22 protein-coding genes are annotated in these 24723 nt (G+C 61.1%); 15 read left to right on the top strand and 7 right to left on the bottom strand.

The genetic code is table 11. The features are described from left to right. Positions 1-44: 44 nt before the first annotated feature. Positions 45-809, bottom strand: a complete 765-nt coding sequence (locus HX805_RS22165; protein WP_023658742.1) for an amino acid ABC transporter ATP-binding protein — start codon at positions 807-809, stop codon at positions 45-47. 15 nt (positions 810-824) lie between these two features. Beyond that, positions 825-1790, bottom strand: coding sequence for an amino acid ABC transporter permease (locus HX805_RS22160; RefSeq protein ID WP_008434702.1), 966 nt, complete (start codon positions 1788-1790; stop codon positions 825-827). A 215-nt stretch (positions 1791-2005) separates the two neighbouring features. Here HX805_RS22160 and HX805_RS22155 point away from each other — a divergent pair, with 215 nt between their 5' ends. Next, the gene (locus tag HX805_RS22155; protein WP_102368782.1) at positions 2006-2413 is read left to right on the top strand and encodes a VOC family protein; all 408 of its coding nucleotides are present in this window, start codon (positions 2006-2008) and stop codon (positions 2411-2413) included. 468 nt (positions 2414-2881) lie between these two features. On the opposite strand, the gene HX805_RS22150 is transcribed toward HX805_RS22155, so the two are convergent. From HX805_RS22150 to HX805_RS22140, 3 genes are all read right to left on the bottom strand, one after another. Continuing rightward, positions 2882-4132 carry an NAD(P)/FAD-dependent oxidoreductase gene (locus tag HX805_RS22150; protein WP_177022103.1) on the bottom strand — a complete coding sequence of 417 codons (1251 nt, stop codon included), beginning with the start codon at positions 4130-4132 and terminating at the stop codon, positions 2882-2884. Between the two features lie 109 nt (positions 4133-4241). After that, positions 4242-4685 carry a type II 3-dehydroquinate dehydratase gene (locus tag HX805_RS22145; protein ID WP_023658744.1) on the bottom strand — a complete coding sequence of 148 codons (444 nt, stop codon included), beginning with the start codon at positions 4683-4685 and terminating at the stop codon, positions 4242-4244. A gap of 17 nt (positions 4686-4702) precedes the next feature. Then, positions 4703-5137 carry a RidA family protein gene (locus HX805_RS22140; protein ID WP_003215629.1) on the bottom strand — a complete coding sequence of 145 codons (435 nt, stop codon included), beginning with the start codon at positions 5135-5137 and terminating at the stop codon, positions 4703-4705. A gap of 217 nt (positions 5138-5354) precedes the next feature. Between HX805_RS22140 and HX805_RS22135 the strand changes: the two genes are divergently transcribed. The 11 genes from HX805_RS22135 (at position 5355) to HX805_RS22085 (ending at position 17826) form a co-directional block, all read left to right on the top strand. Next, complete coding sequence (locus HX805_RS22135; protein WP_008434694.1) at positions 5355-6329, top strand: LysR family transcriptional regulator; 975 nt, start codon at positions 5355-5357, stop codon at positions 6327-6329. 381 nt (positions 6330-6710) lie between these two features. Continuing rightward, positions 6711-8228, top strand: a complete 1518-nt coding sequence (locus tag HX805_RS22130) for an amino acid ABC transporter permease/ATP-binding protein (RefSeq protein ID WP_177028419.1) — start codon at positions 6711-6713, stop codon at positions 8226-8228. 35 nt (positions 8229-8263) lie between these two features. Next, the gene (locus HX805_RS22125) at positions 8264-9136 is read left to right on the top strand and encodes a phytanoyl-CoA dioxygenase family protein (RefSeq protein WP_003215632.1); all 873 of its coding nucleotides are present in this window, start codon (positions 8264-8266) and stop codon (positions 9134-9136) included. A 28-nt stretch (positions 9137-9164) separates the two neighbouring features. After that, the gene (locus HX805_RS22120) at positions 9165-9998 is read left to right on the top strand and encodes an ABC transporter substrate-binding protein (protein ID WP_177028418.1); all 834 of its coding nucleotides are present in this window, start codon (positions 9165-9167) and stop codon (positions 9996-9998) included. A gap of 94 nt (positions 9999-10092) precedes the next feature. Beyond that, complete coding sequence (locus HX805_RS22115; protein WP_008434687.1) at positions 10093-10824, top strand: class II aldolase and adducin N-terminal domain-containing protein; 732 nt, start codon at positions 10093-10095, stop codon at positions 10822-10824. A 27-nt stretch (positions 10825-10851) separates the two neighbouring features. Then, positions 10852-11529 (top strand): DUF1028 domain-containing protein, encoded by a 678-nt coding sequence (locus HX805_RS22110; protein WP_008434686.1) that lies wholly within the window; start codon positions 10852-10854, stop codon positions 11527-11529. Continuing rightward, positions 11526-12683, top strand: coding sequence for an acetylornithine deacetylase (argE, locus tag HX805_RS22105; RefSeq protein WP_003215645.1), 1158 nt, complete (start codon positions 11526-11528; stop codon positions 12681-12683). The genes HX805_RS22110 and argE overlap by 4 nt, the downstream gene beginning before the upstream one ends. Before the next feature lie 402 nt (positions 12684-13085). Next, positions 13086-15143 (top strand): methyl-accepting chemotaxis protein, encoded by a 2058-nt coding sequence (locus tag HX805_RS22100; RefSeq protein WP_177039840.1) that lies wholly within the window; start codon positions 13086-13088, stop codon positions 15141-15143. A gap of 69 nt (positions 15144-15212) precedes the next feature. After that, a complete protein-coding gene (gcvA, locus tag HX805_RS22095) occupies positions 15213-16118 on the top strand; it encodes a transcriptional regulator GcvA (RefSeq protein WP_003215650.1) in 906 nt (301 codons plus the stop codon). A gap of 75 nt (positions 16119-16193) precedes the next feature. Continuing rightward, on the top strand, positions 16194-17021 hold the full coding sequence (locus tag HX805_RS22090; protein ID WP_177080257.1) for a DMT family transporter: 828 nt from the start codon (positions 16194-16196) through the stop codon (positions 17019-17021). 43 nt (positions 17022-17064) lie between these two features. Then, a complete protein-coding gene (locus tag HX805_RS22085; RefSeq protein ID WP_003215653.1) occupies positions 17065-17826 on the top strand; it encodes an SDR family oxidoreductase in 762 nt (253 codons plus the stop codon). A 61-nt stretch (positions 17827-17887) separates the two neighbouring features. Here the strand turns inward: HX805_RS22085 and tkt are convergent, their stop codons facing one another. Further along, positions 17888-19948 (bottom strand): transketolase, encoded by a 2061-nt coding sequence (gene tkt, locus HX805_RS22080; protein ID WP_177080256.1) that lies wholly within the window; start codon positions 19946-19948, stop codon positions 17888-17890. A 189-nt stretch (positions 19949-20137) separates the two neighbouring features. On the opposite strand from tkt, the gene HX805_RS22075 reads away from it, so the two are divergent. After that, positions 20138-20377: a DUF465 domain-containing protein gene (locus HX805_RS22075; RefSeq protein WP_003215657.1), complete on the top strand. Its 240-nt coding sequence runs from the start codon at positions 20138-20140 to the stop codon at positions 20375-20377. A gap of 125 nt (positions 20378-20502) precedes the next feature. Here HX805_RS22075 and HX805_RS22070 read toward each other — a convergent pair whose 3' ends face one another. After that, entirely contained in the window at positions 20503-21861 is a 1359-nt protein-coding gene (locus HX805_RS22070) for a VOC family protein (RefSeq protein ID WP_177080255.1), read from the bottom strand. A gap of 38 nt (positions 21862-21899) precedes the next feature. Between HX805_RS22070 and HX805_RS22065 the strand changes: the two genes are divergently transcribed. Both HX805_RS22065 and HX805_RS22060 read left to right on the top strand, forming a co-directional pair. Continuing rightward, on the top strand, positions 21900-22097 hold the full coding sequence (locus HX805_RS22065; protein WP_177022110.1) for a hypothetical protein: 198 nt from the start codon (positions 21900-21902) through the stop codon (positions 22095-22097). Then, positions 22057-24693 carry a glucosidase gene (locus HX805_RS22060; protein ID WP_177080254.1) on the top strand — a complete coding sequence of 879 codons (2637 nt, stop codon included), beginning with the start codon at positions 22057-22059 and terminating at the stop codon, positions 24691-24693. Before HX805_RS22065 ends, HX805_RS22060 begins: the two co-directional genes overlap by 41 nt. Positions 24694-24723 lie beyond the last annotated feature (30 nt).

The raw sequence follows: 24723 nt of genomic DNA, 5'->3' as shown, positions 1-24723 counted from the left end.
CCTGTTGTTTTTATCGGTGACTTCGCAAGGTTCGACGGTGCTGCTCAGTGGCTGAGAATCTGCGACAGGAATTCCCGGGCACGCTCGTGCTGCGGGTTGTCAAAAAACTCGGTGGGTTTGGCTTGCTCGATGATGCAGCCCTGATCCATGAAGATGATTCGGTCGGCCACCCGCCGGGCGAATCCCATCTCGTGGGTGACGCAGACCATGGTGATGCCGTCCTGGGCCAGTTCGCCCATCACGTCCAGCACTTCCTTGACCATCTCGGGGTCAAGGGCCGACGTGGGCTCGTCGAACAGCATGATGCGCGGGCGCATGCACAAGGCCCGGGCAATGGCGACGCGCTGCTGCTGGCCGCCCGAGAGCTGGCTGGGGTATTTGTCGGCCTGGTTCCCGATGCGCACCCGATCCAGGTATTCATAGGCCAGTTCGCGGGCCTGGGGCTCGCTGAGCTTGCTCACCAGACGCGGTCCCACCATGAGGTTCTCCAGCACCGTCATGTGCGGGAACAGGTTGAACTGCTGGAACACCATGCCGACCTGGCGCCGTATGCCCGCCACGCAGGCGGCATCACGGGTCAACTCGGTGCCCTCGATGAACACGTGGCCTTTCTGGAAGTCTTCCAGCAGGTTCAGGCAGCGAATCAACGTGGACTTGCCGGAGCCCGACGGCCCGCAGACCACCACGATTTCACCGCTGGCAATGTGCAGGTCGATGCCCTTGAGCACATAAAAATCGCCATACCATTTATGCATGTCCTGGATCGATATTGCAGGGTATGGAGCAGGGACTATTGAGGGCTGATTCATCGTCATGCTCCTGGTTCAGCGATGGGCGCGGTTGAAGTGCTTTTCCAGGCGGGCCTGGACGGTTTCCAGCACGATCGACAGCAGCCAATACAGCACGGCGGCGGTGATCAGCATTTCCAGGTGCCGGAACTCGGCACGTCCCTGGGTTCGTGCCAGGAACATCAGCTCCCAGACGCCGATCACCGACACCAGCGAACTGTCCTTGAGCATCGAGATGAACTGGTTGCCCGTTGGCGGAATGATCAAGCGCATGGACTGCGGGAGAATCACCCGGGTCATCGTCTGGAACGGGTTCAGGCCAATCGCCCGCGAGGCTTCCCACTGGCCCCGCGAGATGCTGCTGATACCGGCGCGGAAGATCTCCGTCATGTAGGCGCCATAACACAGCGAGAGCGCCAGGATCCCGGCTGGAACCGCCCCGACGACATAGCCGAGCTGGGGAATGCCCAGGTAAATCAGATAGATCTGGATCAGCAGCGGAACGCCGCGGAAAAACGAGGTGTAGAAGCTCGCAATCGCAATCGCGAAGCCGTTGGAAGACAAGCGCGCGGTGGCGCCCAGCAGCGCCAGGACGAACGCAATCGCAATCGAAATCGCCGACACGTAGACGGTCGTGAACACCCCCTGGGTGATCATGAAGCCGATTTTGGTCGCGATGAAACTGTAGGAAAGGTTGAAGGTGTCGAAGAACAACAGGAACAGCACCAGCAACTCGCACCAGACCGTGATGATCTGCGCGCGCAAGGGAAAGCGGCCAAGGATGAACAGGTTCAGCACCACCGTCAGGGTGAACGTGCCGCCCACTGCAATATCTCGTGCCAGTGGTGCCTTCAGGTCGAGAACGATGGGGCCCATCAAGTGGGAGAGGCGGCCTTCACCGACGCCGCAGGCGAGCGTGATGATGAAAATCACCACGGCCACCGCGCCCATGAATACCGCGCTGTCCGTCATGCGGGTCTTGACGATATGGTCTCTGTACATGGCTTACACGCCCCGGGGTGAGCCCCTTTATTGTTGTAAGCCCATTATGGGTTGACGAAATGCCGGGCGGCACCCTACGGATTGTTGGGATTTGCGGTTTTTATGAGCGTATGAGGGGAGGGGAGCCGTACATATGCCGGACGGAGTCATCAGGCTTTCGCCAGCAATCATTTCGCGCAAGACTCATGGGCATTCATCGCCCCAAGGTAGCCACCATGATTTCCCATGTGTTTTTAGGTACAGGTGATTTTGATCGGGCTTTTGCTTTCTATTCGAAGGTGATGGCTGAGTTGGGCCTCAGATTGAAATTTTGCGATGCGGATAAACCGTGGGCCGGTTGGGTGGCTGAAACCGAACCTCGCCCGATCTTCGTCATTGGGGCGCCATTTGATGGCAAACCGAGTGCACCTGGGAATGGGCAGATGGTGGGGCTACTTGCACCCAGTCGGGAAGCGGTTAGAAGAAGTTATACAGCGGCGTTGGCGCTCGGCGGGATATGTGAAGGAGAGCCTGGATTAAGGCCTCACTACCACCCCGATTATTACGGCGCGTATTTTCGAGATACTGATGGCAACAAGCTGTGCGTGTGCTGCCATGATCCACAAGCAAATTACCCTCGGTGAGGGTGAGTTGAACGAGTAAAAGCTGAGGCTGGGAACGCTGAACAGGGCTGAGGGCGTTGGGGCGGGTTTGGAACTGGGATTGAGGTAGTGATCCATGGCGCGCTGGGCGGCCTGGTGGAGTTTTGGATCGGAAGTTCCCGTAGGATTAGGGGTAACCTTGAACATTGTCTGGATGCTCCATTTTGGTCCCCGCCTTATCGCTACTAAACGAAAGGTGGCAGCTGTGTGCAGGTTAGTAGAGCGGATATTCCAGACAAAACCGGCGCGCCCGAGGGCGCCCTGCACACAGCCACCATTAAACACAGACAAAGACGTCTGACAGATGATGCTTATGCACATTGCCTAGAATACTTCGGGCTACTAAACCCGATCACTGAGGTTTCAGCGACCGAGCAACCTTAGAGCCCCATCCCCAAGCGCACAAGCCGGCGGATTCTGACGCAACTGTAGGCAATGGAGCAAGGCACCTCACGGCTTGCTATAGGCCATGTACTCATTCTGCAAGACAATATGGTCGGCCACGTACTTCGCATCATGCCAAACCCCGTAGATAAACGAAGACGCGCGGTTCACCAGGTTCGGCAAACCCAAAAAGTAAATCCCGCTTTCCGCCGAAATCCCGCGCTTATGGAAAGGCTCACCTTTCTCGTCGAACGCATTCACTTTCAACCAACTGAAATCAAAACTGAAACCCGTGGCCCACAGAATCGTGGTCACACCGGCCTCAGCCAAATCCAGGCTCAGGATCGGATTCACCAGGCACTCCGGGTCAGCCAACAATTCCCACGCCTCAGGCTCCGGCGCAAACGGCAGGCCGTTCTGCTCGATATAGGCGTCGGCATCCCGCAGTACATCAAAGTAGGCACGGTCACCTTCAGCCACGTTAGCCGCCAGGCCGGGCTCAAACTCCATCACGCCTTCATTCCACGACCGAGTAACACCCACCAGCGTAATGCCCATGTGCGCCAGGCGGCGGAAGTCGACGGTCTTGCCGCCTTCATAGCCACTGACGGCAAACGCCACATGCTTCTTCTTCGGCTGGATTTTGACCTCGTCCCACAAGCCCAGCGCGCCCAGCCACCAGCAGTAATCACGGCCACGATACGAGCGAGGAGGGCGATAGTGTTCGCCCACCGAGAGGTACACGGTCTTGCCGGCCTTTTGCAGTTCCTCGGCAATTTGTGAACCCGATGCGCCAGCGCCCACCACCAACACAGCACCCTCGGCCAACTGGCCGGGATTCTTGTAGGCCGAGGAGTGCAGCTGTTGAACCGTGGCGTGTGCGGGCACCAGATTCGGAATGGACGGACGTTGAAACGGGCCTGTCGCCGCAACAACGTTGGTGGCTTCGATCACACCCGCCGAGGTGGTCACCTTGAACCCGGGGCGACCCACGTGGCGTTCCACTTGCTGCACTTCAACCCCGGTGCGCACCGGAGCCTTCAGCATGTTCACGTACTCTTCAAAGTAGGCCGCCATGCGCTCTTTCGGCGGGAAGCTCTCGGGGGAAATGCCTTCGAATTTCATGCCGGGAAAACGGTCGTGCCAGGCCGGGCCGTTGGCGACCAGCGAGTCCCAGCGCTCGGACCGCCAGCGCTCGGCGATGCGGTTACGCTCCAGCACGATGTGCGGCACGCCCATGAGTGACAGATGCTCGCTCATGGCGACCCCCGCCTGGCCTGCGCCCACCACCAGGGTGTTGATCTTTTCAACTGACATGTGAGCTTCCTAAAGATAAGCGACCATCGACCGGTATCAGTGTGATCAAGCAACCGCCAGCCGGAAATTATGCTTTTTGAACGTAGAGGTTAGGCAAAACCAAAGCCCTTCAATCGGCCTCCAGCAGCTCGGCCACCGCCGTCAGGGCCAGGCGGTAGCCCAGCGCGCCGAGGCCTGCGATCACGCCGGTGGCGGCTTTGGACACATAGGAGTGATGACGGAAAGCCTCGCGCTTCCAGATGTTGCTCATGTGCGCTTCGATGATCGGGCCGTCGAACGCCAGCAGCGCATCGAGAATCGGCACCGAGCTGTAGGTCAGGCCGGCGGCGTTGATGATCACCGCGTCGGCGTTGAGCCGGGCCTCCTGAATCCAGTCCACCAGCACCCCTTCATGGTTGCTCTGGCGAAAATCCAGGGTCAGGCCCAGTTCGATAGCGTGGCGCTGGCAGCACGCTTCGATGCTGGCGAAGCTTTCGCTGCCGTAGGTGCCGTTCTTGTCCAGACCGTACAGGTTGGCGTTGGGGCCGTTGAGGAAATACACAGTGCGGGGCATGGCAAGCTCCAGGTGGCTCATGGTTGCTGGTTGGGGTTCCAGTCATCCGGCACCACCGCAATCACATCGATCTCCATCAACCACTCCGGCTGGCCCAGACCCGAAATCACCAGGCCGGTGGAGATCGGGAACACGCCCTTGAGCCATTTGCCGACCTCCTGGTACACCGGTTCGCGGTAGCGCGGGTCGATCAGGTAGGTGGTGGTCTTCACGATGTGCGACAAATCGGAACCGGCTTCCTCCAGCAGTTGCTTGACGTTTTTCATTGCCTGTTCGGCTTGCGCGCGCGGGTCGCCGAGGCCGATCAGGTTGCCGTCGAAGTCCGTGCCGATCTGGCCACGTACATAAATGGTATTGCCGGCGCGCACGGCCTGGCACAGGTCGTTGTCCAGCGCCTGGTTGGGGTAGGTCTGCTTGGTGTTGAACATGCGGATACGGGTATGGGTGGGCATTGCTGGCAACTCATGAGGCGCGGAATAAATCCAGCTTCACATTGGCCTCGCCCGCGCGAAACCAGCATTTGCGCGAGGTAATGCTTAGGCAAAACCGAAGCGCCATCCGCCGGCGTCAGCGTCGGGCTAAAACAGCAATCGGCATGAACCATGCAACGCTGTGTTTGAGGCAGGCGGCGCCGGCTTGGCGTCAGCTTATTGATGATGTGGAGGCGTGATGCTCAGTCGTATTACCCAGCGCCAACTGGAATATTTCGTGGCTTCCGGTGAGGCAGGCAGCATCAGTGCGGCGTCTGAGCGCATTCATGTGTCGTCGCCGTCTATCTCGGCTGCGATCACCCACATGGAGGCCGAGTTGGGCATCCAGCTGTTTGTGCGGCATCACGCCCAGGGCATTTCCCTCACGGCAGTGGGGCGCCAGGTGATGCAGGAGGCCAAGCTGATCCTGGAGCAGATGACCAACCTCTACACCATCGCTTCCGAGTCGCTGAACACCGTGCGCGGACCGCTGCGGGTGGGTTGCCTGGAGTGGCTGGCGCCGATGATCACCCCTGAGCTGGTGTTTGGTTTTGGCCGCGCGTTTCCAGGTGTACGCCTCACGCAAGTGGAGGGCAACCACGAGGAAATGCTGGAAAAACTGCGCAGCGCCGAGATCGATATCGCCCTGACCTACGACCTGGTGACCAGTGACGACATCGACTTCCAGCCGCTGGCGCAATTACCGCCGTATGTGATGGTGGGTGAGTACCACCCGCTCGCAAGCCTGTCGGCGGTGAGCATGCTCGACCTTGAGGATTACCCGGTGGTGCTGCTGGACACGCCCTGGAGTCGGGAATATTTCCTCAGCTTCTTTATGCAGGCCGGTACCACACCGAACATCATCATGCGCTCCAGCAACCTTGAAACCGTGCGCTCGATGGTTGCCAATGGCATCGGCTATTCCTTCGCGAATGCCCGGCCCAAAGCCAATCTTTCCCAGGACGGCAAGCGCTTGATCCGCCTGCGCTTGTCCGGCCCGCACCGGCCCATGCAGCTGGGCTATGCCACGGCGAGCAATACCCAATTGTCCCGCGTGGTGTCGGCGTTTGCCGAGCGTTGCCGCATGTTCGTTTCAGACCAGTACATCCCGGGCATGGCGGCCCCGAGCTTTTTTGATGCCCATGCGGTGCGCACCCTGAACGGCGCGGGCTGAGCCGCGTGCTTTCCTGCTTTTCTGTGGGAGCTGGCTTGCCTGCGATGCAGGCACCTCGGTCTTCCAGGTACACCGGGGCGATGCTATCGCAGGCAAGCCAGCTCCCACAGGGGATCGCGTTTGCTTCGCACCAAGATGTGGCGCTGATTGCCTGATGGGCGAGGTGTCGCCCCATTAAGAGACAGGCTGTTTTACCAGTCCAGTCGTCACCCAGGGAACGGTGACGCTGCGTAGGTTCTCCCTACCCAATAGGCCGGCTTTTACGAATTGACCCCAAGGGCCTCTCCCCACGAATCTCAATCCATCGGTGCAGATCAGGGTTCGACCTTCACGTTGAGCATTCGGTGGGCATTTTCATTTTTTTTGTCGAGCACAGTGACGATGACTTTCAACTGGAATTACATGTTTGGTTTGCTGGCCGATGCCGAGTTCTGGCGGGCGACATGGACGGTCATCCAGCTCAGTTCGTTGACATGGGTCCTGAGTATCGCGCTGGGCTTCCTGCTGGCCCTGGCCAAGCAGTCAAAGCACGCGCTGATTAGCCTGCCGGCGCGTGGCTATATCTGGTTGTTCCGCAGCCTGCCGCTGCTGGTGCTGCTGATCTTCATCTACAACCTGCCACAGGCGATTCCCGCCACGTCGGTGATTCTGGCGGACCCGTTCTGGGCCGGCCTGCTGGCGCTGGTGATCTGCGAAACCGCCTATGTCGCTGAGATTCACCGGGGCGGCCTGCTGTCGATTCCCAAAGGTCAGAGCGAGGCCGCCCGGGCACTGGGGCTGAAGTTTTTCGGGATCCAGTGGCGGGTGGTGATCCCGCAGGCATTGCGGGTGGCGCTGCCGTCGCTGGCCAACGAATACATCTCCATCGTCAAGCTGACCTCGTTGGTGTCGGTGATTTCGCTGACCGAGATCCTGATGGTCGGCCAGCGCCTGTATTCGCAGAATTTCCTGGTGATCGAGACGATGGCGGCGGTGGCTTTTTTCTACGTGTTCATCGTCACGGTGTTCGACTTCCTGCTCAAACGGCTCGAGCGTTTTCTCGACGTCAATCAACGCAACGTGTCCCGGGTACCTGATGCCGAGGTGCTGGCGCTGGCGACCCGACAGCACGTCGCCCTGCAACGCCCTGTCAGTACCGAAGGCCCGGCGCTGCAGGCCAGCCTGCTGCACAAGGCCTACAACGATGTAGAGGTACTGGGCTCGGTCAACCTGCAGATCCAGCCCGGCGAAGTAGTGTCGGTGATCGGGCCTTCGGGCTCCGGAAAAACCACCCTGATTCGCCTGCTCAACGGTCTTGAGCAACTGGACAACGGCGAGATCCAGATCAACGGCCAACCCTTTATTCACCTGAACAAAGTCGGCGCGCAGAAGCCGCAGTATGTCGAGCACGCCGAGCATCGCCTGAACATCGGCATGGTGTTCCAGAGCTTCAATCTATTCCCGCATCTGAGCGTGCTCGACAACTTGCTGATGGCGCCGAAGTACCACCACCTCGGCAAGCTGGATGAGCTGAAGCAACAAGCCTACGCGCTGCTGCACAAGGTCGGCATGCTCGATCACGCCTGGAAGTACCCGCATCAGCTTTCCGGTGGCCAACAGCAGCGCGTGGCCATCGCCCGCGCCCTGATGATGCGCCCGCAAATCATGCTGTTTGACGAGCCCACCTCGGCCCTGGACCCGGAAAAAGTCAACGAAGTCCTGCAGGTCATCGAGGCCCTGGCCCAGGAAGGCATCACCATGGTGATCGTCACCCATGAGATGAATTTCGCGTTCAAGGTCTCCGACCGGATCGTGTTCATGGAGAGAGGCCGTGTGGTGTGCGACGACACGCCGCAGGCGCTGCGCAGCGGCGAAAACCCACGTGTGGAGGCGTTCCTCAAGGACGTCTCGCTGGCGTAACCCCTTTAACGTTCGAGCGACAAGAGAGCCACAACATGATCGAGCAAGCGCAAATTGAACAGTTTCACCGGGACGGTTTTCTGGTGGTGCAAGACGTGCTGTCGGCTGAAGAAGTCGCCGCGTTGCAGCACGACTTCGACCAGTGGGTAGAAGACAGCCGCAGCCACGAACAGGGCTGGGGTGAAACGGCAGATGGCCGTGCGCGTTTCGACCTGGAAGGCGACCATCGCCCGGATCATCCCTCGCTGCGCCGAGTGAGTTCGCCCACCGAAATTTCGCCGGCATACCAGCGTGTGGCGTTGCATTCGCGGATGGCAGCGATCTCCGCGCAACTGATCGGGGGCGGCGGCACGCGTTTTCATCACAGCAAGATCAACTCGAAACTGCCCCACACCGCCACGCAGGTGAAGTGGCACCAGGACTTCCTGTTCACGCCCCACAGCAATGACGACATCGTCACGGCCTTGCTGATGGTCAGTGAAGTCACACCGCAGAATGGCCCGTTGAATGTGATTCCCGGCAGCCACAAAGGCCCGTTGTGGTCCCACTGGCACGACCAGCGTTTCACCGGTTCGGTGGACGACACGGTGGTCGACGACCTGTGCCACGACCCGGTCGCCTGTTATGGCCCGGCCGGTTCCGTGTGCTTCATGCACACCCGTCTTTTGCACGCTTCAAGCCCTAACGAGACCGAACTGCCGCGCACCCTGTTCATCAGCGTCTACGCCGCTGAAGACGCGCTTCCATTCGGCGAAAACCCGCTGCCCAGCGCGCACGCCGGCCTGATAGTGGCCGGTGAAGAAAGTGGGCTGGTGCGTTCCACGGAAAACCACCTGCGCTTGCCGCAGAAGCCCCGTGGCGCCTCTTTCTTTGTGCAACAGGCCGGCCAGGATTCAGTCACTGCCTAACCTTCTTCTCACCTTGCAGGGTATTACCATGACAGCGTTTCAGATGATTGCTCGCCCTATTGCCGTGTGCCTGCTGGGCGCTGCGGTTGCAATGACGTCGTTGGCGGCTTCGGCTTTCCAGAAAGACGGGAAAATCGTCGCAGGTTCCGATGTGACCTTCTTTCCCTATGAATACATGGATAACAACAAGCCCGCCGGCTTTGATATCGAATTCATGGATGGCCTGGCCAAGACCATGGGGCGCACCGTCGAGACCCTCGACACGCGCTTTCCCAACCTGATCACCGGCCTGCAGGCGGGGCGATTCGACGTGACCAACTCTTCGATGTACATCACCGCCGAACGGGTGAAAGTCATCGATATGATTCCCTACCTGAAAAGCGGTGAGTCGATCCTGACGCTCAAGGGCAGCGACTTCCAGCCCAAGACCCCTGAAGAGTTCTGCGGCCACAAGATCGGCTCGATGGGCGCCACCTCCTGGCTGGCGCAGATGCACAAGCTGTCGGATGAGTACTGTGTGAAGAAAGGGCTGAAGCCGATCGCGATCGGCGAGTACAGTACCGACCCGCAAACCACCCAGGCCTTGCTGGCTCATGCTGTTGAAGCGCAGATCACCGATGCGGCCGTGGCCCGTGGCGCAGTGGAAAAACTCGGCGGGCGCGTGGTGATTTCTTCCGATACCTTGATCTACCCGGTGTTGAACGGCTTTGGTGTGAAGAAGGGCAATGACGAGGTCAAGAACGCCTTGATCGAAGGCATCAAGAAGTTCAGCGCCACCCCTGAATACGCCGCCTTGCTCAAGAAATACAACTTCCAGGCGCCTACCGATGCCGACATCGCCGAGCTGATGCCGAAGTCCTGACCGGAAACTGTTCACTTAAGGAACACGCCATACCTGTGACGAGCGAGCTTGCTCACTACAGATTATGGGGTACTTGTCCTGCGGAGAAAGCTACATGGCGTTATCACTTGAAGAGCAAACCCGCATCGACCTGGCGGCAACTTTCCGCATCGTTGCGCACCTTGGCATGCATGAGGCAGTGGCCAACCATTTCAGCGCGGCGGTGTCGGCCGACGGCAAACAGTTCCTGCTCAACCCGAAGTGGAAGCACTTCTCGCGTATCCGCGCCAGTGACATGCTGCTGTTGAATGCCGACGACGCCGGCGGTGCCGATCATCCGGAGGTAGACGCTACCGCCTGGTCGATCCACGGGCAGATTCACCGGCTGTTGCCGCAAACCCGCGCCGTGCTGCACCTGCACCCGGTGTACACCACGGCGGTAGCCTGCCTGGCCAAGCCGCATATCCCTGCGATCGACCAGAACACCGCGCGCTATTTCAATCGCGTGGCGGTGGACGAGCTGTACGGTGGCATGGCCGACACCGAGGCCGAGGGCGAGCGCCTCGCCGGTTTGCTGGATGGCAAGAGCCGCTTGTTGATGGGCAACCATGGGGTGATGGTCACAGCCACCTCCATCGGCGAGGCATTCGATGATATCTGGACCCTGGAGCGCGCCTGCCAGATCCTCGTCACGGCGTGGTCCACCGGCCAGCCGCTGCGGATACTGTCTGACGAAGTGGCTGAAAAGACCGCGCGGGGATGGGAAGGCATCACGGATTTCTCGCAACGGCATTTTGAAGAAATGAAGCAGTTGATGATCGACGCCGACCCTTCGTTGCTCGACTGATTTCACCCCTCACAGGCAGGAACCCCCATGACCTTTTCGGTTGTCGCCCGCTGTGCCGAAACCGGCCAGTTGGGTATCGCTATCAGCTCGTCGAGCATTGCCGTGGGCGCCCGTTGCCCGTGGCTGCGCCCCGGCGTGGGCGCGGTGGCGTCGCAGAACATCACGTTGCCGGCCCTCGGCCCGCAAACCCTGGACCTTTTGGCCCAGGGCATGGCCCCGAGCGAGGCGCTGGCCACCGCGCTCACCCCGCAGAGCCGTAGCGAATATCGCCAGGTGACAGTGATCGATAGCACTGGCCGAACCGCACACTTCAGCGGCGCGCAGACCCTGGGCATCCACCACGCGGTCAGCGGCGAGCAATGCGTGGCGGCAGGGAACATGCTGGCGAATACCGGTGTGATCGAAGCCATGGTGCGCGCCTTCGAAGATACGCCCGGGCATCTCGCCGACCGGTTGCTCGCCTCCATGCAGGCGGGGGCGGCGGGAGGCGGCGAGGCGGGGCCAGTACATTCTGCCGCGCTGGTGGTGGTCGGTGACCACCTGTGGCCCATCGTCAACCTGCGGGTGGACTGGGCCGACGTGGATCCGATCGGCACCCTGGACCAACTCTGGCAGGCCTATCGCGGGCAAATGCAGGACTATATCGACCGCGCCATCAACCCGCAAAGCGCCCCTGGCTACGCGGTGCCGGGAGATGACCGATGAGCCGCAGCCGTGACCTGCTGGCGCACCTGGTCAGCTTTGACACCACCAGCCGCGAATCCAACCTCGCCCTGATCGACTTCGTGCGCAACTACTTGCAGCACCATGGCGTGAGCTGTGAATTGTTGTTCAACGAGCAAAAGAGCAAAGCCAATCTGTTGGCCACCATAGGTCCGGCGGAGGTGCCCGGTATCGTGCTTTCGGGCCATACCGACGTCGTACCTGTAGACGGTCAGTGCTGGAGCGTTGCGCCGTTTGAACTGACCGAGAAGGATGGCAAGCTGTACGGGCGTGGCACCGCCGACATGAAGGGCTACCTCGCCTGCGTGCTGGCCAGCGTACCGGCGCTGGTGCAGGCACCGCTGCGCATGCCGGTGCATATCGCGCTGTCTTACGATGAAGAGGTGGGCTGCCTGGGCGTGGGATCGCTGATCGAAGCGTTCCATGCAAAAACCGTCAAGCCGTTACTGTGCGTGATCGGCGAACCGACCGAACTCAAGCCGGTGCTGGGCCACAAGGGCAAGCTGGCGATGCGTTGCGAGGTACATGGCGCGGCGTGCCATTCGGCGTATGCGCCGTCGGGTGTGAACGCCATCGAATATGCCGCGCTGTTGATCATCGAACTGGGCCGGCTCGGTGAAGAACTCAAGGCGCCGCAACATCACGACGGGAGTTTTGATCCGCCGTTCTCCACCGTGCAAACCGGCATGATTGCCGGTGGCAACGCCCTGAATATCGTCCCGCAAAACTGCAGCTTCGACTTCGAAGTGCGCTCACTGCCCGCACAGAATCTCTGGCACGTCGCGGACCAACTGCGGGGTTACGCCGAGCACACCTTATTGCCCGCGATGCAGGCGGTGAGCGGGCAGTGTGCAATCCACTTCAGTGAGCTGTCGAGTTACCCAGGGTTGTCGACATCAGCGCAGAGCCAGGCGGCTGAATGGGTTGCCGACTTCTGTGGCTCTCAGGCATACGGCACAGTGGCGTTCGGCAGCGAAGGCGGGCTGTTTGATCAGGCGGGCATTCCCACCGTGGTATGTGGACCGGGCAGCATGGACCAGGGGCACAAGCCTGACGAGTTCATCAGCGTTGCGCAGCTTGAGGCCTGTGACCGGATGCTGGAGAAAGTGTTGGTGTTTGCCAGTCGGCAATCCTGATTCAGCAAGCACCCATCCTGTGGCGAAGGAACTTGTTCCCGTTGGGCTTCGAAGCAGCCCTAAACCCTGCAATCGATATCGACCTGACGGACTACCAGTGCCTGTTTTGGGGCCGCTTCGCAGCCCAGCGGGAGCAAGCTCCCTCGCCACAGGTTGTCGGCCGCCCTCACGCTTGCGGTATTGGTCAGACGGTTACCGTTCTGCCACCTGCGCTGAGTGCTTTCGCCCCATTTTCGCGCACGGTACAGCGTGTTTTGCACGACGTCCCGCCTATCCAGCGGGCCCGACAACAGCGGTCCGTTTCTTGCTAGAGCCAGCTTAATCAATGACATGGCATTTTGCCGTCAATCATTTCAAAGCTTGATTCGCCGCACAGGCGAGTGGTTCTAGGAGTAGTCGGACATGCAAAGTGTGTTGTCGCCAGGTATCCGCCTGCTCGGACGTTTTGGATTCGCGCGCAAGTTCCAGATCCTTTTTTTCCTGTTCATGCTGCCCCTGGCGGGCAGCCTGTGGATGATCGCGCAGGAGTACCGCACCAAGCTGACGGTGATTTCCAATGAGCAATCCGGGGTGCGCGAACTGCTGGCGCTGGATGCCCTGGACGCCCAACTGACCGCCCAGCGCAACCTGGCGGCGCGCTGGAAAGCCGCCGACATCCTCCACGACCAGACACCCGCGGCCAAGGCGGCCATGACTGCGGTCGATACCAATTTCCCGCTGATCCTGCAAAGCGTGCTGGCCCTGGGCGAGGCCCTCAAAGCCCAGAACGCCCGCCCGGATACCCTTGCACGTTTTGAGGCATTGCAAGCCTCGGTCACGGGCATGGATTCCCAATCCCTGCGCACCGTGGGCTGGTGGCCGGATGGTTATGACCGCTTCACGTCTGCGCTGAGCGCGATGCAAACCCTGCGCGAACAGATCACCATGGACACCGGGTTGATCCTCGATCCGTGGCTTGAAACCTATTTGCTGATGCAGATTTCCACCCAGCAAACCCCCGACCTGATCGAGCGTATCGGGCGTATGGCGAGCGTCGGGCAGTCATCCATCGCATCGGGGCAGTTCACCCTGCAAAGCCGTTTGCAGATGCGTGATTTGCGCGGTCGCATCGGCGATGCAAGGGACCAGTTGGTCAAGGCCGCCGCATCCCTCAAGGCCAAGCAATACCCGGGGCTGCAAACCTGGATCGCGCAATACGACGACAGCTTGCAACTGCTGGACAACGAGCTGAAGACCCTGGACGAAGGCGTGTTCGGCGGCACCATCAAGCTCGATACCACCGGCTTCGAACGCAGTGTGGATGGCATGCTCGGTACCCTCGGCGCGTTGCGTAAACAGTCGCTGACCTCGCTGGACGCGCGCCTGGGTTACTACCGCGACAGCTCGCTCAAGCAATTCATCCCGGTGGCGGTGACGTTCAGCGTGCTGGCGCTGGCAGCCCTGTACCTGTTCGTGTGCTTGCAGGCATCGATTCGCCGCAGTGCCAGCGGCATCACCACCCTGGCCGAATCCCTGCGTGACGGTAATCTGTGCGTTGAAGTGGCGGTGGAAGGGCGCGATGAACTGGCGGCCATCAGCACGGCGCTCAACGTGGCGGTGGTGCAGTTGCGCACCAGCCTGCTGGGGGTCAATCACGAGACGCAGCAGTTGGGCTCTGCGGTGCTGACACTCAATTCGCAATCGGGCAGCACGCTGACCGAAGTGGAAGACCAGCAACAGCAGATCAGCCAGATTGCAGCGGCCGCCACACAGTTGGCCGCGACCTCCATGGGCGTCGCCAAGAGCTGCGAGCAGGCCTCCGGCAGCGCGCAGAAAACCCGGCAGATTGCCGAGGACAGCAGCCGCGACAGCCAGCGCACCACCGCGAGTATCCAGCAACTCAACCAGCGCTTGACCGACACCTCCGATGCATTGGAGCGCGTCAGCCAGCAGGGCCAGCAGATCCAGTCGGTGGTTGACACCATTCGGGGTATCGCCGAGCAGACCAACCTGCTGGCGCTGAACGCTGCCATCGAGGCTGCGCGGGCCGGTGAACAGGGCCGGGGTTTTGCGGTGGTGGCCGATGAGGTGCGCAGCCTCTCGCAACGGACCCAGGCTTCCACGGCGCAGATCGCCGGCACGGTGGACAGTTTGCGCGCGACGGTGAGCCAGGCGGTCACCCTGATGGGCGTGGCCTGTGAGCAGGCGGTGACCGATGCCGAGTCCGTCACGGGCCTGGGCCATCGCCTGGGGGAGATCGCCAGCGCGGTGCAGAGTGTTACTGACACCCTGGCGCAGATCGCCACGGCGGTTGAGGAACAGGCAGCGACGGCGGATGAAGTGAGCGGCAATATCCAGCAGGTTGACCAGGCCGCCGGGCGCTTGCTCGACGGCGCGCGGGCGGTGAATCAGGCGGCGGATAGGTTGAGCAAGGGCAGCCGGGCGTTGAGCGACAACACGGCGCGGTTCCAGCTGGGTTGAGGGCGGCCTACAGCGCAATGGATAGATGTTCTATCATGAGCATCTATTCATAAACGGTGAAGCAATGCCATGAGAGACCTGCCACCCACCTCGACATTGCGCGCCTTTGAGGTTGCCACACGCCACGCAACCTTCACTTCGGCTTCAGAAGAGTTGCATGTCACCCAGAGTGCCGTCAGCCATCAGCTCAAGCACCTTGAAGAGCTCTGGGGATTGCAGTTGTTCCAGCGGGGCAAGTCACTCAGCCTGACGCCTGCCGGAGCAGCCCTTGCGCCGATCGTGCGCGAGTTTTTCATGAACCTTGAGGCGACACTCGCGGACCTGCGCGAGCAAAAGGGCAGGGTCCGGCTCAAGGTCAGTACCACCTATTCCTTCGCGCTGAAATGGCTGCTGCCCCGATTGCCGAGCCTGGCCCAACGGCACCCTGAAATATTGGTCACCCTGGACTCCAGCGACAAGATCATCAACTTCTCCAGTGCGGAGGCTGATGTTGCGATCCGCCTGGGCAACGGGAATTACCCGGCGCTGTATTCGGAGTTCCTGTTCCGCGAGCAGATTTTTCCGGTGGCCAGTCCCGATCTGTTGAAACGCTTTGGCCGGCCAAACACCCCGGCCGAATTGCTGCGCTATCCCTTGCTGATGCGCGACGGCGCCGACCTGGTGCCGAAGTGGGAAGTATGGTTCCAGCACGTCGGGCTCGCGATTGCGCCGCTCAAGGAAAGTGTCAGGTTTGCGGATACCAACATGACGATAGAGGCGGCCTTGCTCGGCCAGGGCATTGCATTGGCGCGCAGTGGGCATGTGGAGTCAGAGCTGAGCGATGGCAGCCTGGTGAGGCTGTTCGATGTGCCGTTCCCGTCACCGGTCGCTTATTACTTTGTCTGCCCCAAAGGCATCGAGTCCCAGCCGCATATCGTCAGCTTTCGTGATTGGCTGATGCAGGACGCCGTAAACGCCGGACTGGCTTACGAATAAAGCATGAGGATTTGCTCATTCTTCAATGAGCAGACTTCGCTTCAGTTAAGGCGCCGGTTTGCTTAGGATGGGCGCATGCCTTATCCCATTATTCTCCTGGTCCTCTTCGCTGCCTTACTGCACGCCAGTTGGAATGCGCTGCTGCGTGGCGGCGCCGACCGGCTCTGGTCGATGACGGTGATGTGCCTGGCGGTCGCTATCGCCAGTGGCGGCGTTGCGGTGTTACTGGACCCTCCGGCGCCAGCCAGCTGGTTTTATGTGGTGCTGTCAGCGGTGCTGCACGTGGGCTACAACCTGTTCCTGGTGCGCAGCTACAAAGTCGGAGACCTGGGGCAGACCTATCCGATTTCACGGGGCTCCTCGCCGGTGCTGATCACTTTGGGTGCCGCCGTGTTTGCCGGGGAGAGTGTCTCGGCCAGCTCGCTTCTGGGCATTGCCCTGGTGTCGGGCGGCATCATTTCCCTGGCGTTCAGGGGGCGCCGGCTCGCCGTTCCCAGCCTGCCATACGCCCTGGGCACCGGCTGTTTCATTGCCGCCTACAGCGTGACAGACGGCATCGGCGCGCGCCTGTCGGGTGCGCCGATGGCCTATACGGTGTGGATGTGCGCCTTGTGGGGCGTGTTGATGCCGGCGGTGTATATCGGCCTGCGGGGCCCGAAAAGTCTGTTCAGCCTGCGGCCCGGGTTTTTCACGGCCTTCGCCGGTGGGCTGGTGTCGCTCCTGGCCTACGGAATCATTATCTATGCCATGGCCGGTGCGCCCATGGGCGCGGTCTCGGCCTTGCGCGAGACCAGCGTGCTGTTTGCGGCACTGATCGGCTATTTCTTCCTGGGCGAGACACTGACGGTCCGCAAGGTGCTGGCGTGCGTGGTGATTGCCACGGGCACCATCCTGATCGGCTGACAGCAGGCAAAGCATTTTCCACCACCACATGAAGGTTCGCGCAATGGATACCGTCCCGCAGGCACCGCTGATTCTGATAACAGGTGGAAGTCGTGGCGTTGGCGCCGCCACCGCGCGGCTGGCCGCCGCACAAGGTTATGACGTGGCGATCAGCTTCGTTTCCGATGAGTCTGCCGCCCTCGCGGTGGTGGCGGATGTAGAAGCGGCAGGGCGCCGGGCGTTGGCTGTACGCGCGGACAGCGCAGACCCGGAGCAGGTCGTCCAGTTATTTGCGGCGATAGATCGGACGTTCGGGCGCATCGATGTGCTGGTTAACAACGCCGGGATCAACGCATTGCAGTCCCGGGTCGAAGACTTGCCGTTCGAGCGGATGCAGCGGATTTTCGCGGTCAACGCGATCGGGCCGATGCTGTGTGCCCAGCAAGCGGTGAAGCGCATGTCGTTTCGTCACCAGGGGCGGGGTGGTGCCGTGATCAATATCTCGTCGGCATCCGCCCGGCTGGGCAGCCCCAACGAATATGTCGACTACGCCGCATCAAAGGGTGCTCTCGAGACCTTCACCATCGGGTTTGCCAAGGAAGTGGCCAGGGAGGGAATACGCGTCAACTGCATCCGCCCCGGGCATATCTACACCGACATTCACGCCAGTGGCGGGGAGCCAGGGCGGGTTGATCGCGTGAAGGATTCGATCCCCATGGGCCGCGGCGGTCAGCCTGAAGAAGTGGCTCGGGCGATCCTGTGGCTGGCAGGCGCCGAGGCGTCCTTCATCACCGGTACGTTCCTGGACGTCACCGGCGGGAAATGAGCAGCAGGGCGTGGCACCGAGGTTTCCCTCGGTAGGCCACGCCCGGCATGCGTGCACTGGGTCAGCTGTTGAGCCTGACTTGCTCCTTCGCCAGCTTCACCACATTGTCCAGGGTAAAGCCGAACTTGGCCTGCAACTTGGACAGCGGTGCCGAGGCGCCAAAGCTGTTCATCACCACCTTGGCCCCGGTTTGCCCCACGTAGCGATCCCAACCCAATGGGCCGGCCTGTTCCACCACCAGTCGTGCCTTCACTGCGGGTGGCAGCACGCTGTCGCGGTAGGCCTGGTCCTGTTCTTCGAACAGTTCCCAGCTCGGCATCGACACCACTTGCGCCGCCACGCCTTCAGTCTTCAGTTGCTCATAGGCTTCCACCGCCAGGCTGACTTCACTGCCGGTGGCCATCAGGATCACCTGGGGCTTATCGGCGCCGGCCAGCACATAAGCACCACGGGATGTACCCGTCGCCGCTGCGTATTTCGTGCGGTCCAGGGTCGGCAGGTTCTGCCGCGACAGCACCACGCAGGTTGGCCGATGGGTCTGGGCCAGGGCGATCTTCCAGGCTTCCAGGGTTTCATTCGCGTCGCCCGGGCGCAGGGTCAGCAAGCCCGGCGTCGCCCGCAGTTGGGTCAGGTGTTCGATGGGCTGGTGAGTGGGGCCGTCTTCGCCGACACCAATCGAGTCATGGGTAAACACGAACACCACCGGCAGTTCCATGATCGCCGCGAGACGAATCGGCGGTTTCATGTAGTCGCTGAACACCAGGAAGGTCGAGGTGTAGGGCCGCAGGTATGACAGCGCCATGCCGTTGGCAATCGCGCCCATGGCATGTTCACGAATGCCGAAGTGCAGGTTGCGCCCGCCGTAGTTCTCGGCGCTGAAGCGCCCGGCGTCGTCGAACGTCAGGTTGGTCTTGGTGGACGGCGACAAGTCTGCCGAGCCCCCCAGCAGCCACGGGATCTGCTTGGCAAACGCATTCAACACCTCGCCCCCGGCGGCACGGCTGGCGACGCCCTTGGCATCCGCGGCGAAGCTCGGCAGTTGCTCCTGCCAATGCTCGGGCATCTCGCCGGCACGCATGCGGCGCAGTTCATCGGCCAGTTCCGGTTCGTACTGTTCGAGGTGGGACAGGGTCTCAGTCCATTGCTCATACAGCGGCTTGCTGCGCTTGAGCAGTGCATCCCGCAGCACCGTGCGCGCTTCATCCGGCACCAGGAAGCTTGAGTCTTCGGGCCAGCCGTACGCGGCTTTGGTCAGGCGGATTTCTTCATCGCCCAAAGGCTCGCCATGGGCCGACGCGGTGTTGTGCTTGTGGGGCGAGCCATAGCCGATCACGCTGTCGACCACGATCAGCGTCGGTGCCCCAGTGTTTTTCTGGAACGTGCTCAGCGCGTCGCTCAGGGCCAGCAGGTTGTTCGCATCGGTGACGTGCAAGGTGTGCCAGCCATAAGCCTGGAAACGCTTGATCACGTCTTCGCTGAAGGCCAGTTCAGTGTGGCCTTCGATGCTGATGGTGTTGTTGTCGTAGATCCAGCACAGGTTCTCCAGCTTCAAGTGCCCGGCGATGGACGCGGCTTCGCTGCTGATGCCTTCCATCATGTCGCCGTCGCCGCACAGGGTGTAGACGTTGTAGTCGAACAGCACCTGGTCGTCACGGTTGAAACGCTTGGCCAGCCAACGCTCGGCCATGGCCATGCCGACGCTGTTGGCGCACCCCTGGCCGAGGGGGCCGGTGGTGGTTTCTACGCCGGTGGTCATGCGGTATTCGGGGTGGCCGGGAGTTTTGGAGCTCATCTGCCGGAACTGCTTGATGTCGTCCAGGCTGATGGCCGGTTGGCCGGAGCGCTTGCCGTGGGCATCAATCTCCACCACGCCGGCCAGGTGCAGCAGCGAATACAACAGCATCGAGGCGTGGCCCACGGACAATACAAAACGGTCACGGTTAGGCCAGTCGGGGTGCTCGGGATGATAACGCAGGAAGCGGCTCCACAAGGTGTAACCGACGGGCGCCAGGCCCATGGGCGTGCCGGGGTGGCCGGAGTTGGCCTTTTGCACAGCGTCCATGGCGAGGGTACGAATGGTGTTGATGCACTGGGTGTCGACAGCGTTGGCAGCGTGATTCATGGAACCTGTTCTCCATCGGGTGACGATCTACAGTGGAGGGCAGCGTGCGCCAAAGGTTTTATGAAATCGTCTGCCCCGCGACGAACGGGGACGCAAACGCGACAGGTTGATCTCAAACATGACAAGAGCCCGCCGGATGGGCTAGCTTCAAGGGGTATTCAGTCAATGATCAACTTGCGGAGGTACTCCATGCCAGTGAAACACGACCTGTATCAGGACCTGGGTTTGAGCAAGGAAGCTATTCATGAACGCAGGGCGAGCGATAACCGATTGGATTCGCTGCTCCACCAATACGACAGCGCCGACAAGGAGGTGCTGGAGCTTGAGTCCTCAAGCGGCGGTGACGAGGAGCTGGAGAAGCTGAAGAAGAAACGCCTGTTGATCAAAGACAAGATCGTCGAGCAACTGGAGAAAGCGACGGCCAAGTAGAAGATTTGTTCAGAATTGCCCGAAAGACAGCAGCACCGCCGCTGCCTATCATGCCAACCGTTCGCCCGGCACTGGGGCTCTTAGACGGCGCATGGAATGCGCTGTGGCCGGGCGAACTCTCTCTTTCAAGCCAGCAGCGCGCGCTTGCATTCGTCAATCGAGCGCTGCTGGGTTTCACCGTACAACTTCAACTCGTCGATAGTCTGGCGACCCAGGGACTTCTCAAACTCGGCCTGGTTGGAGTTGGCCGCGTAGTGACTCTGCGCCGCATCCCCCAGGTTCGACTGGAAAATCCCCGCCGCACTCACCGGCAGAAAATCTTCGTACACCAACGGCTCCACGTCCACGTGGCCGGCGGCGATCAGTTCGTCCAGGGTTTTAAACTTGTCCTGGGCGGCCAAGCCTTTCTCGGTTACGAAATAGCGGAAGTACGCCAGCTCCTGCTCACGCATCTGCTGGTAATTATCGGGAAACGCCTGGAAGTGCTGCTCCATCAATTCGGTGTAGCGCCCGGCATTGGCTTCATTCGGAAACGCGCCCAATTCATCCCGTGCGGCATTCAGCAATTGGTCGTACAGCGCGCGACCCTTGGGCGTCAGCGCCACGCCACGTTGTTCGATTTCGCCGAAGCGCGCGCTGTGGCTGCCTTTGGCATCGGTAAAGGCGATTGCCTCGTCGAGGGCCTTGAAGCTGGTCTGGCGCAGCAGGATCGGGCACTGGCGGCGGGGCGGGCCTTCGATCACGGCCTTGGGGGTGATGCCTTTGCCGGGCATCGCGGCCTGCACCTGGTCGATGTCCAGGGTGCGCGGTGTCAGGTGGTTGATGTGCGGGCCCTTGAAGGCGACCACGTCGGCGATCAGCCGGTGCTGGTCGCTCAGTTGCTGGTATTGCGCGGCCGTGACGGTGGCGGTGTGGTGCCAGCGGAAGGTTTCCAGGGCTTGCTGGATAAACTCTTCGGCATGGGCGGCGTCGAGGCCGCCGTCGGCTTCAGCTTGCTGGATCAACTCAAGGGCGCGTGGGGTGAAGATCGAACGCTTGGCCAGGGCTGACTGGGCGAAGGCCCGCAGTTCCGGGTTTTCGATCAGTTCCAGACGCAGCAGCGAAGTGAACACCCGGAAGGGGCTGGTTTGCAGGGCGCTTTCATGCACGGCGCGAAAGGCGGTGGAATGCACCGGCACCCCGGCAGGCGTGAGGTCGTAATAGCCCACCGGCTGCATGCCCATCACCGCAAACAGGCGGCTGATGGTCGCCAGTTCTTCAGCGGTGCCCAGTCGGATGGCGCCGTGGCGCTCCCTGTCCAGGCGCTGGATTTCCCCGGTGCGCTTCAGTTGTTGCGCCAGCGCGGTGTCGGTTTCCAGCACCCGGGCATTGGTCTCGGCCACCAGTTCCATCAGTGCGCCGTACAGCGGCACTTCATCGCGGTACATATCGGACATGGCTTTGGAGAAGCCTTTGCGAATCTCGTCAGGGCTGACGGTGGGCATAGAAAAATTCCTGGCGGCTATAGAGAGGAAAAGCACGGATGCCTGATTTTGTTGGGCCTGCCGGCGCCTTGCAAACGAAGATTCCTCTGGACTTCATTCTGCAAATGAATGAGCTGGATGACGTCAGCTTCACGTGCATCTCACCGTCGAAGGGCTCTACACTGGCCGTCACCTCTGAACGCGACGGAAGACTCGATGACGGCACAGCCTGCGACGAACATTCTGGAAACGATTGAAGGCCAGCGCCTGGCCAAGCCTGACGGCGAGCGCTGGCGTGACTGGGGCCCCTATCTGAGCGAGCGGCAATGGGGCACGGTGCGCGAAGACTACAGCGCCGACGGCGATGCCTGGCGCTACTTCCCCCACGAACATGCCCGCAGCCGCGCCTACCGCTGGGGCGAGGATGGCCTGGCGGGCTTCAGCGACAAGGCCCAGCGCTGGTGCCTGGGCCTGGCGCTGTGGAACGAGCACGACGCGATCATCAAGGAGCGTCTGTTCGGCCTGAACAACGCCGAGGGCAACCACGGCGAAGACGTCAAGGAACTGTACTTTTTCGTCGATGGCTTGCCGAGCCATGCCTACATGCGCATGCTCTACAAATACCCCCACGCGGCTTTTCCCTATGACGACCTGATCGCCGAAAACGCCCGGCGTGGCCTGGGGGATGCCGAATACGAAATCCTCGATACCGGGGTTTTCGAAGACAACCGCTACTGCGACGTCACGGTGGAATACGCCAAGCACCAGCCCGATGACGTGTTCATGCGCATCACCGTGCACAACCGATCGGACCAGCCCACACGCTTGCAGGTGATGCCGCACCTGTGGGCGCGCAACGACTGGAGTTGGACCCACGATGCCCCCAGGCCCGAGTTGCGCCTGGAGGGCGAACAGGTGGTGGCGCGGCACCATGAGCTGTTCGATCGCCACCTCAGTGCCTGGGGCCAGGACGGAGTGGAATGGCTGTTCTGCGAGAACGAAACCAACTACCCCAGGCTGGACGGGCAACCGGCGCCGGGGCCGTTCAAGGACGGGATCAACGACTATGTGACTACGGACCTGGAATCGGCGATTCGCCGGGATTCGGGGACCAAGGTGGCCGCGCGTTTCATCCTCGAACTGGCGGGCCAGGAAAGCAAAACCCTGTACCTGCGCTTCGCCCCGGTGGAGGCGCCGTGGATCAATGCGCGCAAGCTATTCGAAGAGCGCCGCCAGGAGACCGATGACTTTTACGCGGCGCTGCAACAGGGCATCGCCGATGAAGACGCACGCAATGTGCAGCGCCAGGCCCTGGCCGGGTTGCTGTGGTCCAAACAGCTGTACTACTTCGACGTGAATCAATGGCTCGACGGCGACCCGGCCCAGCCCGCGCCGCCGCCCGAGCGTTTGCATATCCGCAATACCCATTGGCGGCACTTGTCGAATTTCGACATTCTCTCGATGCCCGACACTTGGGAATATCCGTGGTATGCCTCCTGGGACCAGGGGTTCCAGGCGGTGGCCGTTGCCCTGATCGACCCCGGTTATGCCAAGCAGCAACTGTTGCTGTTGGTGAAAGACCGCTTCATGCACCCCAACGGTCAGTTGCCGGCCTACGAGTGGCGTTTCGACGACGCCAACCCGCCGGTGCATGCCTGGGCCAGTTGGCGGGTGTATCAGCAGGACAAGGCGCTGAATGGCGTGGGCGACATGGATTTCCTCGAGCGGATCTTCCACAAGCTGCTGCTGAATTTTTCCTGGTGGGTCAACCGCAAGGACGCCGAGGGCCGCAACCTGTTCCAGGGTGGGTTTCTTGGGCTGGACAACATTGCGCTGTTTGATCGCTCGGCTGATTTGCCGCCGGGTTATCAGTTGGACCAGGCGGACGGCACGGCGTGGGTAGCGGCGTACGCGCTGGACCTGATGCGTATCGGTCTGGAGTTGGCCAAGCGCAATGTCGTGTATGTGGATATCGCGGTGAAGTTCTTTGAGCACTTCCTGTATATCGCCGGGGCGATCAACCGCGTTGACGATGGCGCCGAAGGCTTGTGGGATGAGCAGGATCAGTTTTTCTATGACGTGCTGCATCGTCCGGGCGGTGAAAGTGAGCCGGTGCGGCTGCGTTCTATCGTCGGCCTGATGCCGCTGTTTGCGGTGCTGGTGCTGGAGCAGCGCGAGCATGAAGGGCTGGAGGGTTTGCGCGAGCGGTTGCTGGGGTTTATGAAGCATCGGCCGGACCTGGCCAAGCTGGTGTCGCGCTGGAACGAGCCGGGGCAGGGTAATCGCCTGCTGCTGGCGCTGTTGCGGGGGGAGCGGACCAAGGATTTGCTGCGGCGGATGCTGGATGAGTCGGAGTTTCTCTCCACCTTTGGGGTGCGGTCGCTGTCGAAAGCGTTCGCCGAGGAACCGCTGGCGCTGAAGATGAATGGCAATACCCTGTGTGCCCGCTATGAACCGGCGGAGTCCGATTCGCGGCTGTACGGCGGTAACTCCAACTGGCGCGGGCCGTTGTGGATGCCGGTCAACTACATGCTGATCGAATCGTTGCGGGAGTTTCACCGCTACTACGCGGATCATTTCTCGGTGGAGTATCCGGCGGGGAGTGGGTATCTGGCGTCGCTGGAGGAGGTTGCGCAGGGGCTGAGCCAGCGGTTGACGAGCCTGTTTCTGAGGGATGAGAACGGTTCAAGGCCGTCGATGGTGGGGTATGCACAGTTGGAGGCGGACCCGGCGAGCCGCGACCTGGTGTTGTTCCATGAGTATTTTCATGGCGAGACCGGGCGGGGGTTGGGGGCTTCGCATCAGACAGGGTGGAGTGCGTTGGTGGCGCTGTTGTTGCAGCCAAAAACCTGAAAACAGCACAATCAAAATGTGGGAGCGGGC

Origin of the sequence: Pseudomonas sp. G5001 (genome assembly GCF_013385475.1) — a bacterium.
Lineage (GTDB): Bacteria > Pseudomonadota > Gammaproteobacteria > Pseudomonadales > Pseudomonadaceae > Aquipseudomonas.
This window is presented reverse-complemented; position numbering and strand designations above follow the sequence as displayed.

What these genes read in the sequence shown, in the direction of transcription:
- argE (WP_003215645.1), top strand. Translation starts at nt 11,526, where the DNA reads ATGAGCCGCAGCCGTGACCTGCTGGCGCACCTGGTCAGCTTTGACACC.
- HX805_RS22145 (WP_023658744.1), bottom strand. Translation starts at nt 4,685, where the DNA reads ATGCCCCGCACTGTGTATTTCCTCAACGGCCCCAACGCCAACCTGTAC.
- gcvA (WP_003215650.1), top strand. Translation starts at nt 15,213, where the DNA reads ATGAGAGACCTGCCACCCACCTCGACATTGCGCGCCTTTGAGGTTGCC.
- tkt (WP_177080256.1), bottom strand. Translation starts at nt 19,948, where the DNA reads ATGAATCACGCTGCCAACGCTGTCGACACCCAGTGCATCAACACCATT.
- HX805_RS22120 (WP_177028418.1), top strand. Translation starts at nt 9,165, where the DNA reads ATGACAGCGTTTCAGATGATTGCTCGCCCTATTGCCGTGTGCCTGCTG.
- HX805_RS22090 (WP_177080257.1), top strand. Translation starts at nt 16,194, where the DNA reads ATGCCTTATCCCATTATTCTCCTGGTCCTCTTCGCTGCCTTACTGCAC.
- HX805_RS22075 (WP_003215657.1), top strand. Translation starts at nt 20,138, where the DNA reads ATGCCAGTGAAACACGACCTGTATCAGGACCTGGGTTTGAGCAAGGAA.
- HX805_RS22115 (WP_008434687.1), top strand. Translation starts at nt 10,093, where the DNA reads ATGGCGTTATCACTTGAAGAGCAAACCCGCATCGACCTGGCGGCAACT.
- HX805_RS22125 (WP_003215632.1), top strand. Translation starts at nt 8,264, where the DNA reads ATGATCGAGCAAGCGCAAATTGAACAGTTTCACCGGGACGGTTTTCTG.
- HX805_RS22100 (WP_177039840.1), top strand. Translation starts at nt 13,086, where the DNA reads ATGCAAAGTGTGTTGTCGCCAGGTATCCGCCTGCTCGGACGTTTTGGA.
- HX805_RS22160 (WP_008434702.1), bottom strand. Translation starts at nt 1,790, where the DNA reads ATGTACAGAGACCATATCGTCAAGACCCGCATGACGGACAGCGCGGTA.
- HX805_RS22065 (WP_177022110.1), top strand. Translation starts at nt 21,900, where the DNA reads ATGCCTGATTTTGTTGGGCCTGCCGGCGCCTTGCAAACGAAGATTCCT.
- HX805_RS22070 (WP_177080255.1), bottom strand. Translation starts at nt 21,861, where the DNA reads ATGCCCACCGTCAGCCCTGACGAGATTCGCAAAGGCTTCTCCAAAGCC.
- HX805_RS22085 (WP_003215653.1), top strand. Translation starts at nt 17,065, where the DNA reads ATGGATACCGTCCCGCAGGCACCGCTGATTCTGATAACAGGTGGAAGT.
- HX805_RS22140 (WP_003215629.1), bottom strand. Translation starts at nt 5,137, where the DNA reads ATGCCCACCCATACCCGTATCCGCATGTTCAACACCAAGCAGACCTAC.
- HX805_RS22135 (WP_008434694.1), top strand. Translation starts at nt 5,355, where the DNA reads ATGCTCAGTCGTATTACCCAGCGCCAACTGGAATATTTCGTGGCTTCC.
- HX805_RS22110 (WP_008434686.1), top strand. Translation starts at nt 10,852, where the DNA reads ATGACCTTTTCGGTTGTCGCCCGCTGTGCCGAAACCGGCCAGTTGGGT.
- HX805_RS22060 (WP_177080254.1), top strand. Translation starts at nt 22,057, where the DNA reads ATGACGGCACAGCCTGCGACGAACATTCTGGAAACGATTGAAGGCCAG.
- HX805_RS22150 (WP_177022103.1), bottom strand. Translation starts at nt 4,132, where the DNA reads ATGTCAGTTGAAAAGATCAACACCCTGGTGGTGGGCGCAGGCCAGGCG.
- HX805_RS22165 (WP_023658742.1), bottom strand. Translation starts at nt 809, where the DNA reads ATGAATCAGCCCTCAATAGTCCCTGCTCCATACCCTGCAATATCGATC.
- HX805_RS22130 (WP_177028419.1), top strand. Translation starts at nt 6,711, where the DNA reads ATGACTTTCAACTGGAATTACATGTTTGGTTTGCTGGCCGATGCCGAG.
- HX805_RS22155 (WP_102368782.1), top strand. Translation starts at nt 2,006, where the DNA reads ATGATTTCCCATGTGTTTTTAGGTACAGGTGATTTTGATCGGGCTTTT.